Source organism: Lawsonibacter sp. OA9 (assembly GCF_022440585.1).
Window position 1 is genome coordinate 2,116,249 of record NZ_JAKNTI010000022.1, and the last position, 18,515, is coordinate 2,134,763.

Consider the following 18,515-nt stretch of genomic DNA (forward strand, 5'->3'; position numbering starts at 1 on the left):
TCTATTTTCGAATATATCATAGTGTAATAACACAAAAATATATACAGTCTATTGACAGCTAAGTGCTATCACTTTATAATGTTGAAAAAATGTGAAAGGGGTTGAGTATCGTCGAAAAGTTGCAACAACTTGTCCGCCTGGGCAAAAAGCTCTCGAGTGTCGGCTCCGAACTCAGGCTTGCCCAAAAGGGACCGGAAAAATGGCGGATGACTATGGACTAAGCTCTCCTCAGGCCATCGACTTTTCCAAACACTGCGACAAACTGTCATCCAGATTCACCGCATTGGAAGATGATTATTTGACTTTGCGCCAAGAACTTATCCAGCAGTAAAAAAGCCCCGCCAGTCATGACTGGCGGGGCTTTTTTACTGCTCAATTTTACTCCGTGGTATAGTTGTCAAAATAGCCCTGAATATAGACGATAGGAGTTCCCTTGTCGCCGGAGCCGGAGGTCAGGTCGCACAGGGAGCCGATCAGATCCGTCAGGCGGCGGGGGGTGGTGCCCTCAGACACCATCTGGCCCACCAGGTCGCCGTCCTTCTTGTGAATGCGTTCCTTAATGGCCTCCTTCAGGGCATCGCCGGACAGGTCAGCAAAGTCGTTATCCGCCAGATACTTCAGCTTCAGCTCGTTGGGGGTCCCCTCCAGACCGGCGGTATAGGCGGGAGATACTACCGGGTCGGCCAGCTCCCAGATCTTGCCCACCGGATCCTTGAAGGCGCCGTCTCCGTACACCATGACCTCCACATGCTTCCCGGTCTTTTCCAGCAGCTTCTTCTGAATGGCCTCCACCAGATCCTGGCACTCCCGGGGGAATAGCTTGACCTGGTCCTCCGTAGCCTTGTTGGAGCCCAGCAGGCCGTACTTGGCGTTATAGCCGCTGCCGTCAACTGGGGCAGTCATAATCTCGTCCAGGCCAAAGACCTTCTCCGCCCCGCCCTGCTTTAGCAGACGCTTGGTGCGCTGACGAGTGTGGATGTCACAGCACAGCACATTCTTGGTGTATCCCAAGATAGCTCGCGGATCGTTGGCAAAGATTACCTCCACCTCAGCGCCGCTCTCCCGAATCAGCTGCTGATAGTATTCCACATAGTCCACGCCGGTGAAGGGGTGCTTCTCATAGCCGAACAGTTCCCGGTATTTCTCCAGAGACAGGACATCCTTATAGGGGTCCACGCCGCGCTCATCCAAGGCGTCCAAACTGACCAAGTGGTTGCCCACCTCGTCCGAGGGATAACTGAGCATCAGGACGATCTTCTTGGCCCCCTTGGCGATGCCCCTTAGGCAGATGGCAAAGCGGTTGCGGCTGAGAATGGGGAAGACAACGCCCACAGTCTGGCCGCCCAGCTTGGCCTTCACATCGCCGGCGATATTGTCCACCGAGGCATAGTTGCCCTGGGAGCGGGCCACGATAGCCTCAGTCATGGCAACCACGTCACGGTCCCGGATGGCGAATCCGTCGTCAGCGGCCGCCTCCAGCACGGAATTGGTGACGATCTCCACCAGGTCATCACCGCTGCGGATGATAGGGGCCCGCAGGCCGCGGGAAACGGTACCGACCATACGACTCATGTTGGAACACTCCTTATCGTTTCATGTGTATCATTTCATCAGATGGGGAACATCTGCCCCCAATTTTTTAGTATAGCAAGAAATGTTCAAAAAGTAAATAAAAAATAGCTCTCCCTGGGCTTCTTTGGCATCCAAAGTTTCACGGACAAAGGCGCCGCCCCTCTGTGCAAATGGACGGCCAAAAAATTTTTTGGACTGTGCGGGAACTTTTCTCTCCCTAATACGTCTATTAAAAGCAAAGGGACAGGAACGCCCCACAAAAAGGAAAAGGAGCGATTATAATGAACAAGAAGCTAACTGCCGTCGTACTGAGCGGTGCCGTCGTCTGGTTGATGGGCGCCCACGCGCTGGCCGCACAGCCGGCAGGCCAGTCTGATATCATTCCAATCTCCGCCCCTGTGGAGGACATCGCCATGACAGACAGCGCGCTTTACTACGGAACCGTGTCCGCCATCTCCACGGAGGAGGACGGAACCATTTCCCGCTTGACTATGGAGTCTGAGGCCCATGGACAGTATGTGATGAATCTCTCCCCAGACACCGTATGGGTAGACGCTGGAAATAAAACCGCCGCTGATCCCTCCACGGTGAAGGTGGGCGACAGACTGTATGTGTACCACAGCCACGTCTCCACCCGCTCTCTCCCTCCCCAGTCCGCCGCCTTCGCCGTGGTCGTTAACGTGCCCCAAGATATGGGTGCGCCCCACTACCACGTCGTAAATAATGTGGTGTCCCAGGAGGATGGCTCTGTGAAGTTCTCTGTGGACAATGGAGGACTCATTCTCTCCGTATCCGTAGATGCCGGCCTGTCCGCCTACGAGGGGGACGCCCCCGCCCTGGCTGATATCCAGGCCGGTGACCGCATCATGGCCTGGTACGATATCGTACTCACCTCCTACCCCGGTCAGAGTGGCGCCAGCCATATCATGCTCCTGCCCGCTAAGGCCGAGGATCTGCCCAAGCCTGAGGAGGGCGCCCAGCTGACTATGGAGCTGGACGGCAAAGTACCCAACATGGTAGGCCGCTATGAGAGCGGCGTGGCTATGGTTCCCGTAGCCGCCGTCGCCCAGGCTCTGGGCCTGGACGTGACTTACACCCCCAATACAGACGAGGGCGCTTTGGTCACCGTGGAGAGCGACCAGTTCCGGGTCAGCCTGTACCTGGACCGGCAGATCATCACCGGCGTTACTAAGATCGAAGGGGCCGTAGGCGCCACCGGCCCCCTGGACTATGGCAAGGCCCCCTATGTGGTCGCCCCTGGCACCACCTGGGCGCCCGCCGAGATCTTCAAGATGCTGGGCAGGACTGTCACCCTGGAGGGCACCAATCTTATCATTGAGTGATTTGAGCCTGAATCAAGAAATAGACCATACAAAAAGGGAGCCGCTTCCTGGTGAAGCGGCTCCCTTTTCCAATGTCCGGCCCGCTGGGGGGCTGACAAGTGAGACTCCAAACACAGGTACACACACGGGGTGATGCCAGGTTTATTAACATAAGATTTTATTTGCCTAGTCCTTTTGGTGGTACGGCCCGAATACTATTTCCAGTTGTTTGAGCGGCTGTGTGTGCTGTACGCAGCGTACAGGGCGTTGGCGATAAATTTTATAACACCCATTACAGGCAAAGCAGCGGCTCTCCGCCTCTGGATTTTCCTTCATGTGGGAGATAAAATCAGGCTGGCAGATCAGGCTTCGGCTAAATGACACAAAGGGGAACCCGGCTTCCAGCACCTGTTCCGCTGTCTTACGGGAGAAAACTCCTCCTACTGGAATCAGCGGCACCTCAACGCCCTCTCTGGCCTCCATGATCTCATGGAGAAAGAATGGCTTTTTCTCCCCTGCCCGGGTGGCAAAATCAAGTCCGCTGATCTCTATTCCATCTACGCCGGCCCTCTGGCAGAGCCGCAGAAGAGCACGCAGATCTCCGCATCCATTGGAGTCCACCTTGACCAGCAGCGCGAACTCCGGCCCACAGGCCGCGCGCACGCCAGCCAGAATTCTTGCCGGCAGGCGGAAGCGATTCTCCAGGCAGCCGCCATAGCTGTCTGTCCGGTGATTCTCCTGGGGGTTCAGAAAATTGGACAGGAGATAGCCGTGGGCATGGTGGACCTGCACCCCGTCCAGTCCGGCCGCCTGACATATCCGTGCTCCGTCAATGAACTGCTCTACCAGTTGGTCCAGCTCTTCCTCCGTAAAATCATCCGGTCCCTTTGGACGGCATCCGTTGACTTTCTCCATTCCCTTCAACCCGCTGTGACTGATCTGGGCCACAATCCGGCCACCAGCCCGGTGTACCTCCTCCGCGGCCTGGCGCAACAGGACATGGTCGATCCGCCGGTCCAACACCACCTGTCCCTCGTCGGCGCGCTGAGAGCGGTCTACCGTCATGTGGCCGGTAATAATAAGACCTACTTCCTGCTCGGCTAGCTCTCTCTGCACCTGGACCCAAGCTGGCGTGATCTGCCCATCCGGGGTCGAGAGGTGTTCATTGGTCGCTGAGCGGACCGTCCTATTTTTTAAGTGGAGAGGCCCAAGCCGGGCCGTTTCAAACAGTTTGTAATGCATAGACTCCTCACCATCCATCCAAATATTCCTGTGGGCTTACAGGTCTTTCCCAGTAATACGGGCAGTGCGCCCCAGCTTGTTCCACTCCCGGTTTCCCTGGTTGTGCTGGGCCACCAGCTTGGCAATCTGCCCCTGGCTCTCCTCCACCTCCGTCTTGAAGGCTCTGGCGGACAGGCGCAGAGCCCCGTGGCCCAGAATGATCATCTGCTCCAGCCCGTCGGAGGTGGCCACCCGCACCCGATGGTCTCTCCCCAGGTCATAGGTCGTTTTTTCAATATAGGCGTCGGCAGTTTCCGCCTCCTTGGTGTACACCACATAGATACCGTTGACCTTTTCCACCGAGCCTGGGTTCCCCTTCACTTTATAGGCGTCAAAGACCAAAATGACCACACAGTTTCGAAAGCCCTGGTAGTTGGACAGGATATCAGCCAGCGTAGAACGGGCGGCAGCCACGTCCTGCTGCGCTATCCGCTTCAGCTCCTCCCAGGCGAAAATGATGTTGTATCCGTCCACAAGCAGGTACTCCGGCCCAGTCTTTTGGGCACGGATGGCGTACTTCTCGTCGCTGAGGCTGGTCCGCGCCGGCTTTTTCTGGGGTTGGAAGGCCCGCGGCTCCACCTTGCCATAGGTCCGCTCGAAAATGGCCTGGAGTTCCTTGTCCTGCTCCAGACTTCCGCTAGAGTAGGTCCGCTGTCTGCCGGCGGGAGGGGCCTCAGCCTGCCGTGGGCGCTCCAGCCCTAGGCGCAGGCCGCTGTCCACGTGCATATGGTCCCGTACCTCGCTCCATTTCACGTTGACGCCTGCCCCATGGGAACAGAACACAGAGTCGGGGGTATTTTCCACATCCCGCTCCGGGTCGTAGCTAAATTGGGCAACGATGCTCTCCTGGTCAGCACAGGGTTCATAGCCCCGAAGCGCACAGTTTAAGCGGCCACGGCCTCGGGTGTAGGAGGCCACCTCCCGCCAGTAGTTCCGCAGGCCAGCCACCGGCCCGTGACCGGAGAGGAGGACCAGCTCTCCCTCCTGTTCTGGGGCGTCCACAGCTCCCCCCATGGCCTGGAGGTCGGTCATGGCCCGGCCCACACAGTCCGGGGGCAGCTCCAGTTGGAATTCGTAATGGGGCTCCAGCAGAATACTCTCCGCCTGCATCAGCCCCTGGCGCACCGCTCGGTAGGTGGCCTGGCGGAAGTCGCCCCCCTCGGTGTGTTTCAGATGGGCCCGGCCGGCCACCAGTGTGATCTTCATGTCCGTTATGGGGGAGCCGGTGAGCACTCCCTGGTGCTCCTTCTCTTCGAGATGAGTGAGAATCAACCGCTGCCAGTTCAGGTCCAGCTGGTCCGCCGAGCAGGAGGAGGCAAAGCGCAGCCCGCTTCCCCGCTCCCCCGGCTCCAGCAGCAGGTGTACCTCGGCATAGTGGCGCAGGGGCTCGAAGTGGCCTACCCCCTCCACTGGGCCAGAGATTGTCTCCCGGTAAACGATGGATCCAGCTCCGAAGGACACCTCCACCCCGAACCGCTCCCGGATCAGACGGGTCATCACCTCCAGCTGTATCTCGCCCATAAGTCGGAGATGTATCTCTCCCAGAGCCTCGTTCCACACCACCCGGAGCTGGGGGTCCTCCTCCTCTAACTGCCGCAGGTTCCGCAGCATGGCGTGGACATCACACCCATGGGGCAGGACCACCTGGTAGGTGAGAGGTGGCTCCAGCTCCGGCTCCCACCGCCCGGCTTCCCCTCCAAGCCCATCCCCAGGCCGGGTATGGGTCAGGCCGGTCAGGGCGCACACCGTGCCAGCTGGCGCCTCGTCCACAGTCTGATATTTGGGTCCGGAGTAGATCCGGATCTGGTTGACCTTCTCCTGCCAGCCCTCTCCTCCCAAAGCGGTCCGGACCCGGAGCGTGCCGCCGGTGACCTTCACATAGGTCAGCCGGTCGCTGCCGTCCCTGGCGATCTTGAACACCCGCGCTCCAAACTCCGGACCATACTGGGGAGCAGAGGCGTAAGCAGCCAGGCCGTCCAGCAGCTCCCCCACCCCCTCCAGCTTGAGTGCGGAGCCAAAGAAGCAGGGAAAGATGAGCCGACGGGTCACCAGATCGGCCGCATCCTCCTCTGTGACTTCCATTCCCTCCAGATAGTGTTCCAATAACGCCTCGTCGCAGGCGGCTAGATCCTCTTGAATTGAGCCGATCCCCTGAGAGAAATCCAGGCAGCCGCTGTCCAGTCTGGCCTGGAGCTGGGCCAGCAGGGCGTCTCGGTCGCTGCCCGCCAAGTCCATCTTATTTATAAATAGAAACGTGGGTATTTTGTGCTTGTCCAACAGCTTCCACAGCGTGCGGGTATGGCCCTGGATGCCGTCAGTGCCGCTGACCACCAAAACGGCGCAGTCCAGCACCTGGAGAGATCGCTCCATCTCCGCGGAGAAATCCACATGCCCTGGGGTGTCCAGCAGGGTGAAGGCTGTTCCCCCATAGGAGAACTCCGCCTGCTTGGAGAAGATGGTAATGCCTCTCTCCCGCTCCTGAGTATCTGTATCCAGAAAGGCGTCCTGATGATCTACCCGCCCCAGCTTCCGCAGGGCACCGCTCAGATACAGCAGCCCCTCGGAGAGTGTGGTCTTGCCGCTATCCACATGGGCCAAAACCCCCATGCAAATTCGTTTAGCCATTTTTTTCCCTGGTCCATCACCCATTACATTCACTCCCCACCTTAAGAGGATATACAAGCATTTAATAGAAAATTATAACACAGGAAAAAACATCAGTCGATAGATATTTTTATAAAAGCGTAAGAATGCGGAGACTGGTAAAAATGAGGATCTGCTTTTGTAGAATCTAGAGGAGATTTATGTGTAAAAACATCTATATATGATGTAACTTACGGATTAATCGTCAGATAACAGTTTTCATTGTATGTAAAAACTCCCATCTGACTTTTTGTTAGAAGTCAGATGGGAGTTCTCTTTTGTCGCTAAGGGTTCTCCTTTGCTAATACACTCGATTTTTCCACAAATTAACTTGGAGGAGCTAGAAAGGTATCCTTTTCGATACAAAAATCGAACTAGCTGAACACATTCATGAATCAGTTATGGCTCACTGGATGGTGCAAGGGTTTTCCTTTCAGAGCCCGAACCACCTCTTCCGCTGCGCTTTTTAGCAGGGTATGCATGGCCGTTTCTGAGTACCATGCGCAGTGGGGTGTAAGGATGATCTGCTCCAACCCCAGCAGAGCAGAATCTGCTCGAATAGGCTCCTCGTTGAGCACGTCCAGTGCCGCCCCGGCTATGTGTCCGCTCAGTACTGCCTCCCTCAGTGCCTGTTCATCCACCAGCGGTCCCCGAGCAGTATTGATGAGAATAGCCCCCGGCTTCATCTGGCTCAGTGTCTCCTGATTAATCATATGTTTGGTGTATCGGTTCAGAGGGGCGTGTAAGGAGAGGAAATCGCTATACTGCAGAACTTTCTCCTGGGGCAGCAGCCGGATGCCGTATTTAGTTGCCTCCTGCTCCGTCACACAGGGATCGCAACCTATAACATCCATGTCGAATACCTTAGCCTTCCGGGCTACTGCTCGGGCAATATTACCACAGCCCACCAGTCCTAATGTTTTACCATGGATGGTATCGGAAGGCTTTGTGATGGCGTAGTCCCACTCAGCCCGCTGGACCATTTGCTCCAGCATACAGAATCTTTTGGCGCTTGCCAGTAGTAGAAGTATCACATAGTCGGAGACCTCCTCAATGCAATAGTCGGGAACGTTGGCCACGGGGATGCCCCTCTGAATGGCGGCCTCTACGTCAATGTTTTCTACCCCTACAGCACTACGAATGATAATCTTACAATTTTTCAGGTTGTCAATAATCTCTTTGTCAATGTGGGCGTAGTGCGTCATCACACCATCGGCAAACTCCGTAGCTTGCATGATCTCCTGCTTATTCTTACACTGGAGAGGGATAAATTCCACTCTTGCCGCCTGGTATACATCATTAAAAGGCTGCAGGGTGTCATAGGCATAGTCAGTCAAAACAACTCTCATTGCCTTGCTCCTTTCTCTTTATCGGACCTTATCACATAGGTGTTAGCCAAGCGCAGCAGTCCGTTGAGGTTGTTTGGTACGATGGCCGCATGGCAAGTCTCCGGCAAAGCGGCTCTCCCCTCAATCAGCCAGACCTTTGCATCTTAAATCTTCGTCCTTATTATATATCAGCTTGCCAGCAGATCAGGCAGGAAGGTAGAAATCTGGGGCACAAAGACCAGCACCAGCTGTACGGCAAACATGACTAGTAGGAAGGGGATAATCTTGCGAGTCATACCGCTCAACTTTGCTCCGCTGACCCCTTGGGCCACAAACAAATTGATACCTACAGGCGGAGTCATCATACCCAGCATAGTTCCAACGGTCAGCACAATGCCAAATTGCAACGGGCTTACCCCCATGGACATGAGAGGTGGAAGGAAGAGAGGAGTATAAATAAGCACCTGAGATGCTGTCTCCAGGAAGGTACCAGTAATAAGTACCAGTACAGCGAATAGGGTCAGCAGCACATAAGGACTATTAGATATTCCCAGGATAAGCTCGCCTACCATCTTGGGGATATTTTGAATTGTCAGGTACCGGGAGAAGGCAATGGCAAAAGCCAGGATAAATACGGTGGTACCGGAGGTAACCGCTGTTTTATACAGCAGCCCCGGTAGATCTTTCATCCTCAGTTCTTTGGTCACAAAAAGGCCAATAATTAGCGAGTAGATCACTGCAACCACAGCGGCCTCAGTAGCAGTAAAAATACCGCTATAAATGCCTCCTAGAATAATGACCGGAGAGAGCAGAGGCCAGATGGCCTGCCGGAAGGATTCTCCAACCCGCCGCCAGGAGAATTTGCCTTCATCCGAACGGTAGCCATTCTTTTTTGCGATTACATAGGTAGTCACAGCCAGTGCGGCGGCCATAATGAATCCTGGGATAAACCCAGCCATAAACATTTCACCGATGGATACCTCACCGGCGATACAGTAGAGCACCATAGGGATAGAGGGCGGAATAAGCACGCCTAGGGAACCTGCACTAGCAATGAGGGCGGCGCTAAAGTCCCGGTCATAGTGTTTTTCCACCATGGGAGGAACCATCATGGCCCCTACAGCAGCTACCGTACCAGGGGAGGAACCGGATATAGCCGCAAAGAAGGTGCAGAACAGCACCGCAATGATGCCGAGCCCACCAGAAACATTGCCTACCAGGCTGGAGGCAAAGTGCATCAGCCGCTTAGACAGTCCGCCCGTCTCCATCAAATAGCCAGATAGAATGAACATGGGAATAGCGATGTAGGTATAAGAGTCAAGCCCTGTAAACGCCAACTGAGACATAAAGGCCAGCGGCATCCCAGTGGTCAACACGCCGGCCATTGTAGAGATACCAATACTGAAGGAGACAGGAACCCCCAAAAATACTAGCGCCAGGAACACGACCATCATCATAATAAAGGTACTCATGTCTCATCCTCCCCCTTCTTCATTAGATGTACGATCCGTTGTAGAAACCGTGCGGCAATCAGAACAAACATGACAGCCACCAGTACATACAGTACCGCCATTGGCAGACGCAGGGCAGCAGATTGTTGATTCATGCGGTCAGCATTCAAAATCATGTCTTTTAGGTTAAAGGCAATAACCAAAGAAATCAAAGCGCATAGAAGTTGTACTACGATATTCAATGCCTTGCTTGCCTTGGCGGGTAATACGCTGTCGATAATCTCTACCCGAACATGCTTGCCCTCACCTGCCGCGGCACTGGCCCCTACATAGACCAGCAGGATAAACAGATACCTGGACAATTCCTCTGTCCAAGCCAAGGGTAGGCTGAACACAAAGCGAAATAGCACCTGTAGAAAGCATACCAGAATCAGCAGAGTAAACAGTATAGTTGTGAGATAATATTCCAGTGGTTTTTTTGACTTTTTCACAGGTTCACCTCTTTCTTAAATTGTTCGAGGCAGTACCGTTTCGTCACAGCACTGCCTCGAAATGGCCTTGTTACGCGGCAGCCTCAATGGCCTGCATCATCTGCTGATACATCTCAGGATTGATAGCATTGCCGTTACGATCACGGACATCGGCCACAGCGTCACGGAAGCCATCCTTGGCCTCTTCAGTCAGTTCAGTCACCTGTAACCCCTCAGCAATCATGGCTTCCAAGGCAGTCTCATCTTCAGCAGTACATGCCTGGCTCATATATTCAGTAGCAATGTCCACGCCCTCACGGATAGCGGTCTGCTCAACCTCGCTCAAACTCTCGAACCAGTCCTTGGCGCACACAAAAGTGACAAAGGTAAAGACATGACCGTCCAGAGTCAAGTATTTCTGAACTTCGTGATACTTATTAGAGTAAATGTTGCTACAGGGGTTCTCCTGTCCGTCCACCACACCTTGCTGCAGAGCAGAAAATACCTCGCTGCTATTCATGGGGGTTGGGTTAGCGCCCATAGCCTCAAACATCTCCAAGTGGATGGGAACGGTCATAGTGCGGATCTTCAGGCCCTTCATGTCCTCCACTGTCTCGATGGGGCGTATATTATTGGTAACATGGCGAAATCCGAAATCACCAAAACCCAAGCCCACATAGCCAAGCTCATCCAACTTATCCAGAAGAGCCTGGCCAAACTCACCGGTCATTACCTCGTCTACCTGCTCAATGTCATCAAACAGATAAGGCAGGGAAAGTAAACTGTATTCTGGGCAAAAATTGCCGATGATATCGCTGCCACAGGGAAGCATCTGGGCCACTCCCAGAGACAGGCCCTCAAACACTTCCTGGTCGTTGCCAATCTGGTTGGAAGCATAGAGCTCTACCTTGATAGAACCGTTTGTCGATGTCTCAATGTGCTCCTTCATTTTCTCGCAAGCTACGTACTCAAAGTGCGATTCAGGTACACCAATGGAAACCTTCATAGTCTTGGCTTGGGTATTGGTGGAGGTAAATGTATCACCACTAGAAGTGGACGGGGCTGGACTACCTCCGCAGGCCGTCAGTGAGAGCGTCATAGAAAGGCTCAGGATAAGTGCGATTATCTTTTTCATGTTCTCTTCCTCCTTAAAATATTTGAAAAATTTTATCTTCTCCGATTACTCCACAATGGCTCCCTTAGCTGCTGAGGTGCTGATACGTTGATAGGTTCGCAGATATCCCCGTTTGATCTCCTTTTGGGGGAGTTCTAGCCGTGCCCGCCGCAACTCCAACTCCTGTTGGGACACGTGAAGGGAGATCGAACGCGCCTCAATGTCGATTTCAATCTCATCCCCGTTCTCAATTAGGGCAAAATCACCCCCCTCGTATGCTTCAGGGGAGATGTGGCCAACAAAAAGTCCACGGTTCGAACCAGAGAAACGCCCATCTGTAATCAGAGCACAACTGTCGGATAGGCCCATTCCCTCCAGATACTTCATAGTCTTATACATTTCGGGCATTCCGGGTCCCCCTTTAGGGCCTTCATACATCAGTACCATGCAGGTGCCTGGCTTTACGTCCCCCCGGAGCACCGCCTCATAGGAGGACTCCTCTGTATGAAATACCTGTGCCACCCCCCGGTAGTGGAACATATGCGCCGGTACAGCAGCCGGCTTGATTACACATCCATTCGGGGCAATGTTACCTTTGAGTACTGCCACACCACCGCTCTGGGAAAATGGGTCGCTTAAAGGACGGATAATCTCCCGGCGAGTGGTATCTGGAAACTTTTCCAGGTTCTCTTCCACTGTGTGTCCAGTCACTGTCATCTCTTCTAAGTGAAGCAGAGGCCGCAGTTCTCTGAGGATAGCAGGTACGCCGCCCGCCTCATAATAGTCCACCATATCATGCTCCGACGCAGGATAAATTGAAGCTACCTGAGGCACCTTCCGGCTGAGGGAATCAAAGGCCTCCAACTCCAACTCTCCCAGTCCCGCCTCATGGTAAATAGCTTGGAGATGTAAAATTCCGTTGGTAGAGCCCCCCATGGAAAGCAGGTGGATCATCGCATTTTCAAAGGTGTTGCGGGTAAGGATATCCTTGCTAGTAATACCACGGTGTACCAACTCCATAATAGCCTCACCGGTTCGCACCCCCGCTTCCATTCGAGCTGCCATCACGGCAGGAATGGCAGCTGTACCCGGTAGGGCTAACCCCAGACTCTCAGCCAGAGAACACATAGTGTTGGCCGTACCCAGCATAGCGCAGGAGCCAACACAGGGTTCAGCCAGATTTTCAATACGTGCAAACTCCGCCTCATCTATTTTCCCCTGGCGCTTCCAACCAATGGCCTCGGTAATAATATTGCCATCATAATGTTTTCCTTTGTAACAGGCGGGCATCATAGGGCCGCCGTTGAGAAAAATAGCAGGCATCTCCAGCCGCGCGGCAGCCATAAGCATCCCTGGGACGATTTTATCACAGGAGCCCAGCAGAACTAACCCATCGAAACGGTGGGCCCGGACCATACACTCTACAGTAGACGCGATCAGGTCCCGGGTAGGAAGAATGTAACGCATTCCCTCATGTCCCTCAGCTATGCCGTCACAGGGAGCCACCGTAGAAAATACCATGGGAGTTCCACCAGCAGCCAAAATCCCTGCTTTTACCTGTTCGCACAGTTGATTGAGTATATAATGTCCGGGGGTAGCGTTAGTATAACTGTTAGCAATGGCAATCACCGGTTTACGGAGCTGACTGTCAGAAAAGCCCATAGACTTATATAGTGCCCGCTTGAGTGCCCCCTGTTCACCAGATAGGATATTATTTTCTTTCATGGCTTCACCTACTCACATGATGCCGTATTTTTCAAAGGCTGCCTTGGCAGACATTCCCGACTTAATGGCTTCCCCCACCGTCTTTTCCCCAGTGGCTTTTTCATAAGCCCGCTGGATGATTTCACTCTCTTGGGCTTGGGGAATTACCAGTACGCCGTCGATGTCACCAAAGATTATATCCCCAGGATTCACTCGAACCTGTCCCACCAAAATGGGTACCCGGTAATCCAGTACCTTGCCCCGAGGAGCCTGATCCTGGGCATAACTGCCATAGCTAAAGGTGGGAATTTCCAGGTTCAAAATTCCCCATGTGTCTCGGATAAACCCGTTGACTGCAAAGCCGGCCGCCTTAAGGTGTTTAGCTCTAGTAGCCATCAGCTCTCCCACCAGAGCGTAGGTATCGGAGGATCCAGAACAGACATAGACCTCGTCCTCTTTTAAATCATCTAGAGCATCCAGCATCAGACCAAAGGAACTTCCCAATGCTGGATTGTGGGTACCGCAGCCGTCAGAAACCAGATCGCTCTCTAACACGGTCATCGCTCTGCCTGCCAGTATCATGTTCTCTTTCAATGGCCTAATCCTCTGGGGCAGAAACTGATTCTGCAGTCCTATCTCATCCATGATATCCCCTACCACGGCAGTGTAAAGGTAGGTTTTCATTAGTGCAAATAGTTCTTTGTCATTCTTCCATTGTCTCATCTAATCGCCCCTATTAGTTTTGTTGTACAAAACTCTTTTTTATTTTATATCTATAGTAAAAACATGATTTCCCATGTCTTTACTATAAACAACTTTATATAATACCCGCCCCAAACTCCTGGGATACCTGGGCTGTAATCCGCCGCAGAGCTTTGTGGCAGCTATCATCCAACTCTTGGGTAAAGCACTGAATCACTCCCGTCAGACTCAAAGCAGCCATGATTTCATGTTTTGCATCAAAAATGGGATAAGTAATACACTTTAGGTACTCCTCATTCTCCCCTACATTAACGGCATAGCCTTGTTGCCGGACCTTCTCCAGCACCATTTCGTATTCCCGCCGGTCAGTAATGGTATTGGGAGATTTACGTGCAAAACTACAGGTGTCTAACAGTCTTTTGCGAGTTTCAGGATCGGCAAAGGCACTGATTACCTTACCAACACCAGTACAGTGCGGTTCAATCTCCCCTCCAATAATGGAGTATAGATCATAGACAGAAAAATTGCTGTTTGGAAGCACTCGATCAATCAGCACAATTTTGTCCTCTTGAAGCACTCCCAGGTGGGCGACCAAGTTCAACTCCCGTGTAACACTCTCTGCATAGCTCCTTACCACAGAGGCTAAATCGTTAAATGAGAAGGCACTGGCGGAGAGCATATAAATCGCTACCCCCAACTGATACCGCTTCGTTCGGCCGTCGTAGCGCACAAAATGTTCTGCTCGTAAAGTCTCTAGAATACGTAGCATAGTCCCTTTGCGCATATCAGCCCGGTTGCTAATCTCTGTCAAGGTCATCTCTTTATGTTGGTTATCAAACAGTTTTAAAATTCGCAGTGCACGTTGGACAGATGCAATAGTATAATCATTCTTCTTTTCCATATTTTTCATAGTTTTGTTCTATAAAACTCTTTTTCTTTTTTTGCTTATTCTACACCTTGCTTTATTTACTGTCAATACAGAATCTTTTTTTCGACTATCTGAACAGATTTCCTATTCGTTTTTTGGCTTTTTCACACAACCACTGGAGCGGGCATTTCTACTTGCAAAGCTTGCCAAAGGTTCAGCACTTAGAACTTCCACCGAATCTGCTGTATTTGCTCATTCAGATATGGACTTAGTGTATTGTCAAAAATGTCTTGTCTTCTTCATTTAGCCAGGGAGAACGATTACTCCAGTTGTTATACCCAATAGGCCTTATGTACTCGAGATATTTTTCGAAAAACCGTCATCTTCTATAATACGATTTTTAGTGAAACCGTCTGTCCACATATACTTAGCCCTCCCTTACGATCTTTCTCATTTTTATCCAGCATACAATGTCCCCGGTCCACTGTCAAGGTAGTTCCCTTCCCATTTTTTCCACTTTCCGGCTACTTTCTCTGGACTTTTACATAGAAATGCGGTATACTATGTCGTTCTTACCATAGATCGCATTGGCAGGAGGTCCCCTGTGTATCAATTTTTATTTATCTTTTTCGTCTACGCCTTTCTGGGCTGGTGTACCGAGGTCAGCTATGCCGCCCTGGTCACGGGCCGCTTTGTCAACCGGGGATTTCTCAACGGCCCCTGGTGCCCTGTCTACGGCTTTGGAGTGGTCATCGTGCTGGCCTTTCTGGAGCCTCTGAAGAGCAACCTCCTGCTGCTGTTCCTGAGTTCCGTTGTCTTGACCTCCGCTCTGGAATGGGCCACTGGCTTTGTGCTGGAAAAAATATTTCACCAGCGCTGGTGGGATTACTCTGACCAGCCCTTCAACCTCAACGGCTATATTTGTCTCCGGTTTTCCATTGCCTGGGGTCTGGCCTGCTTGTTCGTAGTCAAGCTCCTCCACCCCTCAGTCCTACTGGTCATCCGGCTGGTACCAAGGGGACTTGGCTGGACGCTGCTGGCCCTTCTGGCCGCTGTCATGGCGGTGGACCTGGCCGCCACGGTCCGTACCATCGCCAAGCTCAACCGCCGCCTCTCTCAGTTGGACCAGCTGGCTGCCAAAATCAAGGACGCCTCCAACGATTTTGGAGAGGACCTGGCCGAGCGAGTGCTGGATGCCGCTGAGAAAGGATCCGACTGGAAGGAGGAACTGGAGGAGCTCACCGACCGCCTTGCCCAGCGCCAGGAGGGCTTGCGGGAGGACCTGGGCGATTTCAGGGAAGACCTTCAGGATCATTTGGAGGAGCGCCGGGAGCAATACCGCCGCCAGCTTCAGGATTGGAAGGAGAGTATTCAGGAGCTGCTGGACCGGGACAGCTTTGGCCAGCACCGGCTGTTCAAGGCCTTCCCTGGGCTCCGTTCCACCCGGTACAAGGAGGCGCTGGAGCGGCTGCGCCGACGCATGGGCCAGTAGCAAATATTCCGTTGTAATTTTTTCCGCTTTATGATAGCATAATGATAATCATAATCAAAAAGGAGGCCATTTCTGTGGAGGAACTGCTGGATCTCAAGGACCGTATGGAGCGGGAGCGTCCCACCCCCTGGGAGGAGTTGCCGGACCTGGCCCTGTATATGGACCAGATCATCGCCTATATGCCCCGGCAGCTGATCCGCTTTGGCGAGGGGGAGTCCCTGACCTCCGCCATGGTCAACAACTATATCAAGGACGGGTTGGTCCCCCGTGCGGACGGCAAGCGGTACGGCCCGGTCCACCTGGGCTACCTCACTGCGGTGTGCGCCCTGAAAAAGGTACTCTCTGTCCGGGATACCGGCGTTCTTATCAGCGCTGGCCGTAAGGCCAAAGGGCAGGACCCAGAGGCGCTGTACAACTACTTCTGTTCCGCTCTGGACCGGGCTTTGACCGATACTGCCCAGAGCTTTGACGCCGATGCCCAGCGAGAGGATCTGCCCCGCATCGCTCTAGACCTGGCCCTGCGGAGCTATGCCAACCAGCTGGCCTGTGCCCGGATCCTGGATATCCTCCAGTCCTTCGGACCGGCGGAACACAAAAAGCCCAAGAAATGACCTGTTGAAGACATCTTCTCCCCATTTCTTATCCTCTTCCCAAGGAGCGTGTTTATTATGTCAGACTTTGTTATCCTTACTGACTCCTCTGCCGATCTCAGCGCCGATATGGTTCGAGATCTGGGCGTTCAGGTCCTGCCGCTCAGCTTTGAGATGGACGAAAAGATCTACCATAACTACCCCGACAACCGGGAGATGGACCCCCACCAGTTTTACGAGCTGCTGCGGAACGGCCATACCGCCACCACTTCCGCGGTCAACGTAGCCCAGTATACGGAGCTCATTGAGCCCTTACTCCAGGCGGGACAGGATATCCTGATCCTGGCTTTCTCCTCCGGTCTGTCCACCACCTTCAGTTCCTCGGCCATCGCGGTGGATGAATTGCGGGAAAAATACCCTGAGCGCAAGGTGTATACTGTGGATACCCTGTGTGCCTCCCTGGGACAGGGCATGTTGGTGTGGCTGGCCGTTCAGGAACAGCGGAAGGGCCGCTCCATCGAGGAGGTCCGGGACTGGGTGGTGAGCCATAAGCTATCTATCTGCCACCAGGTGACGGTGAACGACCTCCACTTTCTGAAGCGGGGCGGCCGTATCTCCGCCACCACCGCCGTCGTGGGCTCCATGCTTCAGATCAAGCCCATTATCCATGTGGACGACGAGGGTCATCTCATCAACATCGGCAAGACCCGTGGCCGTGCCGCCGCATTGAAGGCCCTGGTGGATAAGATGGAGCTGACCGCTGTTGACCCCGCCGACCAGACCGTGTTCATTAGCCACGGCGACTGTTTGGAGGACGCCGAAATGGTGGCTCAGATGGTGCGGGACCGCTTTGGGGTCCAGACCATCTATATCAACTATGTGGGCCCTGTGATCGGCGCCCACACTGGTCCGGGCGTGGTGGCTCTGTTTTATGTAGGTTCTGAGCGCTGACCACACCCTACGCCGCAGAGCGGTGAAAAATGAACATTCAGGAGGATCAACATGGCCGATATCAAATGGCTGGAGATCACCGTCAATACCACCCCCGACCAACTGGACCAAGTGTCCGCCAAGCTGACTGCCGCTGGTATGGATGGACTGGTCATCGAGGATGAAGGAGATTTTCTCCAGTTTCTGGAGCAGAACCGGCAATACTGGGACTATGTGGACCAGGAGCTGCTGGACCGGATGAAGGGAGTCACCCGGATCAAATTCTATGTCACGGATGACACCGACGGCCGGGAGCAACTGGCCCGCTATACCCGTGGACTAGATCAAGAGTATACTGTCACCCCCCTTACGGACGACGACTGGGCATATAGCTGGCAGAAATACTACAGGCCTCTTGCGATTGGCCAGCGGCTGTATGTGGTTCCCCAGTGGGAACGGGAGGAGCCTATCCCCCAAGGCCGCAGCCCGCTGTATCTCAACCCCGGCCTCACCTTTGGAACCGGGTCCCACGCCTCCACCCAGTTATGCCTGGAGGGAGTGGAGGAGCACACCGCCCCCGGACGGCCAGTGCTGGACCTGGGCTGCGGCAGCGGCATCCTCTCCATCGCCGCTCTGTGCCTGGGGGCCAGCACCGCAGTCGCCGTGGACATTGATCCCAAGGCGGTGGACGTGGCCTATGAAAATGCCGCCCTCAACGGCATCGGGAAGGACCGGTATACCGTCCGGGCCGGGGATGTCCTCTCTGACCGCTCCCTGGCCGGCGAGTTGGCCCGGCAGCGGTACCATCTGGTGCTGGCCAATATCGTAGCCGACGTCATTATCCCCCTATCCGCCCAAGTCCCCCGCCTGTTGGAAGAGGACGGGGTGTTCCTGTGCTCCGGCATCATCGACACCCGTGCCCACGAGGTGGAAGAAGCCCTTGTAAAAAATGGACTGACCGTCACTCGCCGCCGGGAGAAAAACGGCTGGGTGGCTCTGGAGTCTAAACTGGGCTAAACCCCAACCTCCGCAGAAAGGAGCCCCTCCT

General features: G+C 53.9%; 15 protein-coding genes. 5 read left to right on the forward strand and 10 right to left on the reverse strand.

Annotated features, from left to right (window positions below; translation table 11 throughout):
* Positions 1-378: 378 nt before the first annotated feature.
* Positions 379-1,572 (reverse strand): coenzyme F420-0:L-glutamate ligase, encoded by a 1,194-nt coding sequence (locus tag MCG44_RS11445; protein WP_147571646.1) that lies wholly within the window; start codon positions 1,570-1,572, stop codon positions 379-381.
* Positions 1,573-1,853: 281 nt separating this feature from the next.
* Here MCG44_RS11445 and MCG44_RS11450 point away from each other — a divergent pair, with 281 nt between their 5' ends.
* Positions 1,854-2,915, forward strand: a complete 1,062-nt coding sequence (locus MCG44_RS11450) for a stalk domain-containing protein (RefSeq protein ID WP_186851885.1) — start codon at positions 1,854-1,856, stop codon at positions 2,913-2,915.
* A 165-nt stretch (positions 2,916-3,080) separates the two neighbouring features.
* Here MCG44_RS11450 and MCG44_RS11455 read toward each other — a convergent pair whose 3' ends face one another.
* The 9 genes from MCG44_RS11455 to MCG44_RS11495 all read right to left on the reverse strand — a co-directional run bounded on the left by MCG44_RS11455 (position 3,081) and on the right by MCG44_RS11495 (position 14,497).
* Entirely contained in the window at positions 3,081-4,136 is a 1,056-nt protein-coding gene (locus MCG44_RS11455) for an NADH:flavin oxidoreductase (protein WP_240288334.1), read from the reverse strand.
* A 36-nt stretch (positions 4,137-4,172) separates the two neighbouring features.
* Entirely contained in the window at positions 4,173-6,800 is a 2,628-nt protein-coding gene (locus MCG44_RS11460; RefSeq protein WP_240288336.1) for a translation factor GTPase family protein, read from the reverse strand.
* A gap of 413 nt (positions 6,801-7,213) precedes the next feature.
* Entirely contained in the window at positions 7,214-8,167 is a 954-nt protein-coding gene (locus tag MCG44_RS11465) for a C-terminal binding protein (RefSeq protein WP_240288338.1), read from the reverse strand.
* Between the two features lie 167 nt (positions 8,168-8,334).
* Positions 8,335-9,618, reverse strand: a complete 1,284-nt coding sequence (locus MCG44_RS11470; protein ID WP_240288339.1) for a TRAP transporter large permease — start codon at positions 9,616-9,618, stop codon at positions 8,335-8,337.
* Positions 9,615-10,088: a TRAP transporter small permease gene (locus MCG44_RS11475; protein ID WP_240288341.1), complete on the reverse strand. Its 474-nt coding sequence runs from the start codon at positions 10,086-10,088 to the stop codon at positions 9,615-9,617. Before MCG44_RS11475 ends, MCG44_RS11470 begins: the two co-directional genes overlap by 4 nt.
* A gap of 70 nt (positions 10,089-10,158) precedes the next feature.
* Positions 10,159-11,202 (reverse strand): TRAP transporter substrate-binding protein, encoded by a 1,044-nt coding sequence (gene dctP / locus MCG44_RS11480; RefSeq protein ID WP_240288343.1) that lies wholly within the window; start codon positions 11,200-11,202, stop codon positions 10,159-10,161.
* A gap of 45 nt (positions 11,203-11,247) precedes the next feature.
* Entirely contained in the window at positions 11,248-12,906 is a 1,659-nt protein-coding gene (gene ilvD, locus MCG44_RS11485; RefSeq protein WP_240288345.1) for a dihydroxy-acid dehydratase, read from the reverse strand.
* A gap of 12 nt (positions 12,907-12,918) precedes the next feature.
* Positions 12,919-13,569 (reverse strand): RraA family protein, encoded by a 651-nt coding sequence (locus tag MCG44_RS11490; RefSeq protein ID WP_412531144.1) that lies wholly within the window; start codon positions 13,567-13,569, stop codon positions 12,919-12,921.
* A gap of 133 nt (positions 13,570-13,702) precedes the next feature.
* Positions 13,703-14,497, reverse strand: a complete 795-nt coding sequence (locus MCG44_RS11495; RefSeq protein ID WP_240288349.1) for an IclR family transcriptional regulator — start codon at positions 14,495-14,497, stop codon at positions 13,703-13,705.
* A gap of 562 nt (positions 14,498-15,059) precedes the next feature.
* On the opposite strand from MCG44_RS11495, the gene MCG44_RS11500 reads away from it, so the two are divergent.
* The 4 genes from MCG44_RS11500 (at position 15,060) to prmA (ending at position 18,484) form a co-directional block, all read left to right on the forward strand.
* On the forward strand, positions 15,060-15,947 hold the full coding sequence (locus MCG44_RS11500) for a putative ABC transporter permease (protein ID WP_240288350.1): 888 nt from the start codon (positions 15,060-15,062) through the stop codon (positions 15,945-15,947).
* A gap of 74 nt (positions 15,948-16,021) precedes the next feature.
* A complete protein-coding gene (locus MCG44_RS11505; RefSeq protein ID WP_186851882.1) occupies positions 16,022-16,558 on the forward strand; it encodes a DUF1836 domain-containing protein in 537 nt (178 codons plus the stop codon).
* Between the two features lie 57 nt (positions 16,559-16,615).
* Positions 16,616-17,488, forward strand: a complete 873-nt coding sequence (locus MCG44_RS11510; protein WP_186851881.1) for a DegV family protein — start codon at positions 16,616-16,618, stop codon at positions 17,486-17,488.
* A gap of 51 nt (positions 17,489-17,539) precedes the next feature.
* Complete coding sequence (prmA, locus tag MCG44_RS11515; RefSeq protein WP_147571652.1) at positions 17,540-18,484, forward strand: 50S ribosomal protein L11 methyltransferase; 945 nt, start codon at positions 17,540-17,542, stop codon at positions 18,482-18,484.
* The last annotated feature ends 31 nt before the right edge of the window (positions 18,485-18,515 follow it).

What these genes read in the sequence shown, in the direction of transcription:
- MCG44_RS11465 (WP_240288338.1), bottom strand. Translation starts at nt 8,167, where the DNA reads ATGAGAGTTGTTTTGACTGACTATGCCTATGACACCCTGCAGCCTTTT.
- dctP (WP_240288343.1), bottom strand. Translation starts at nt 11,202, where the DNA reads ATGAAAAAGATAATCGCACTTATCCTGAGCCTTTCTATGACGCTCTCA.
- MCG44_RS11510 (WP_186851881.1), top strand. Translation starts at nt 16,616, where the DNA reads ATGTCAGACTTTGTTATCCTTACTGACTCCTCTGCCGATCTCAGCGCC.
- MCG44_RS11450 (WP_186851885.1), top strand. Translation starts at nt 1,854, where the DNA reads ATGAACAAGAAGCTAACTGCCGTCGTACTGAGCGGTGCCGTCGTCTGG.
- ilvD (WP_240288345.1), bottom strand. Translation starts at nt 12,906, where the DNA reads ATGAAAGAAAATAATATCCTATCTGGTGAACAGGGGGCACTCAAGCGG.
- MCG44_RS11460 (WP_240288336.1), bottom strand. Translation starts at nt 6,800, where the DNA reads ATGGCTAAACGAATTTGCATGGGGGTTTTGGCCCATGTGGATAGCGGC.
- MCG44_RS11490 (WP_412531144.1), bottom strand. Translation starts at nt 13,569, where the DNA reads ATGAAAACCTACCTTTACACTGCCGTGGTAGGGGATATCATGGATGAG.
- MCG44_RS11455 (WP_240288334.1), bottom strand. Translation starts at nt 4,136, where the DNA reads ATGCATTACAAACTGTTTGAAACGGCCCGGCTTGGGCCTCTCCACTTA.
- prmA (WP_147571652.1), top strand. Translation starts at nt 17,540, where the DNA reads ATGGCCGATATCAAATGGCTGGAGATCACCGTCAATACCACCCCCGAC.
- MCG44_RS11495 (WP_240288349.1), bottom strand. Translation starts at nt 14,497, where the DNA reads ATGAAAAATATGGAAAAGAAGAATGATTATACTATTGCATCTGTCCAA.
- MCG44_RS11470 (WP_240288339.1), bottom strand. Translation starts at nt 9,618, where the DNA reads ATGAGTACCTTTATTATGATGATGGTCGTGTTCCTGGCGCTAGTATTT.
- MCG44_RS11445 (WP_147571646.1), bottom strand. Translation starts at nt 1,572, where the DNA reads ATGAGTCGTATGGTCGGTACCGTTTCCCGCGGCCTGCGGGCCCCTATC.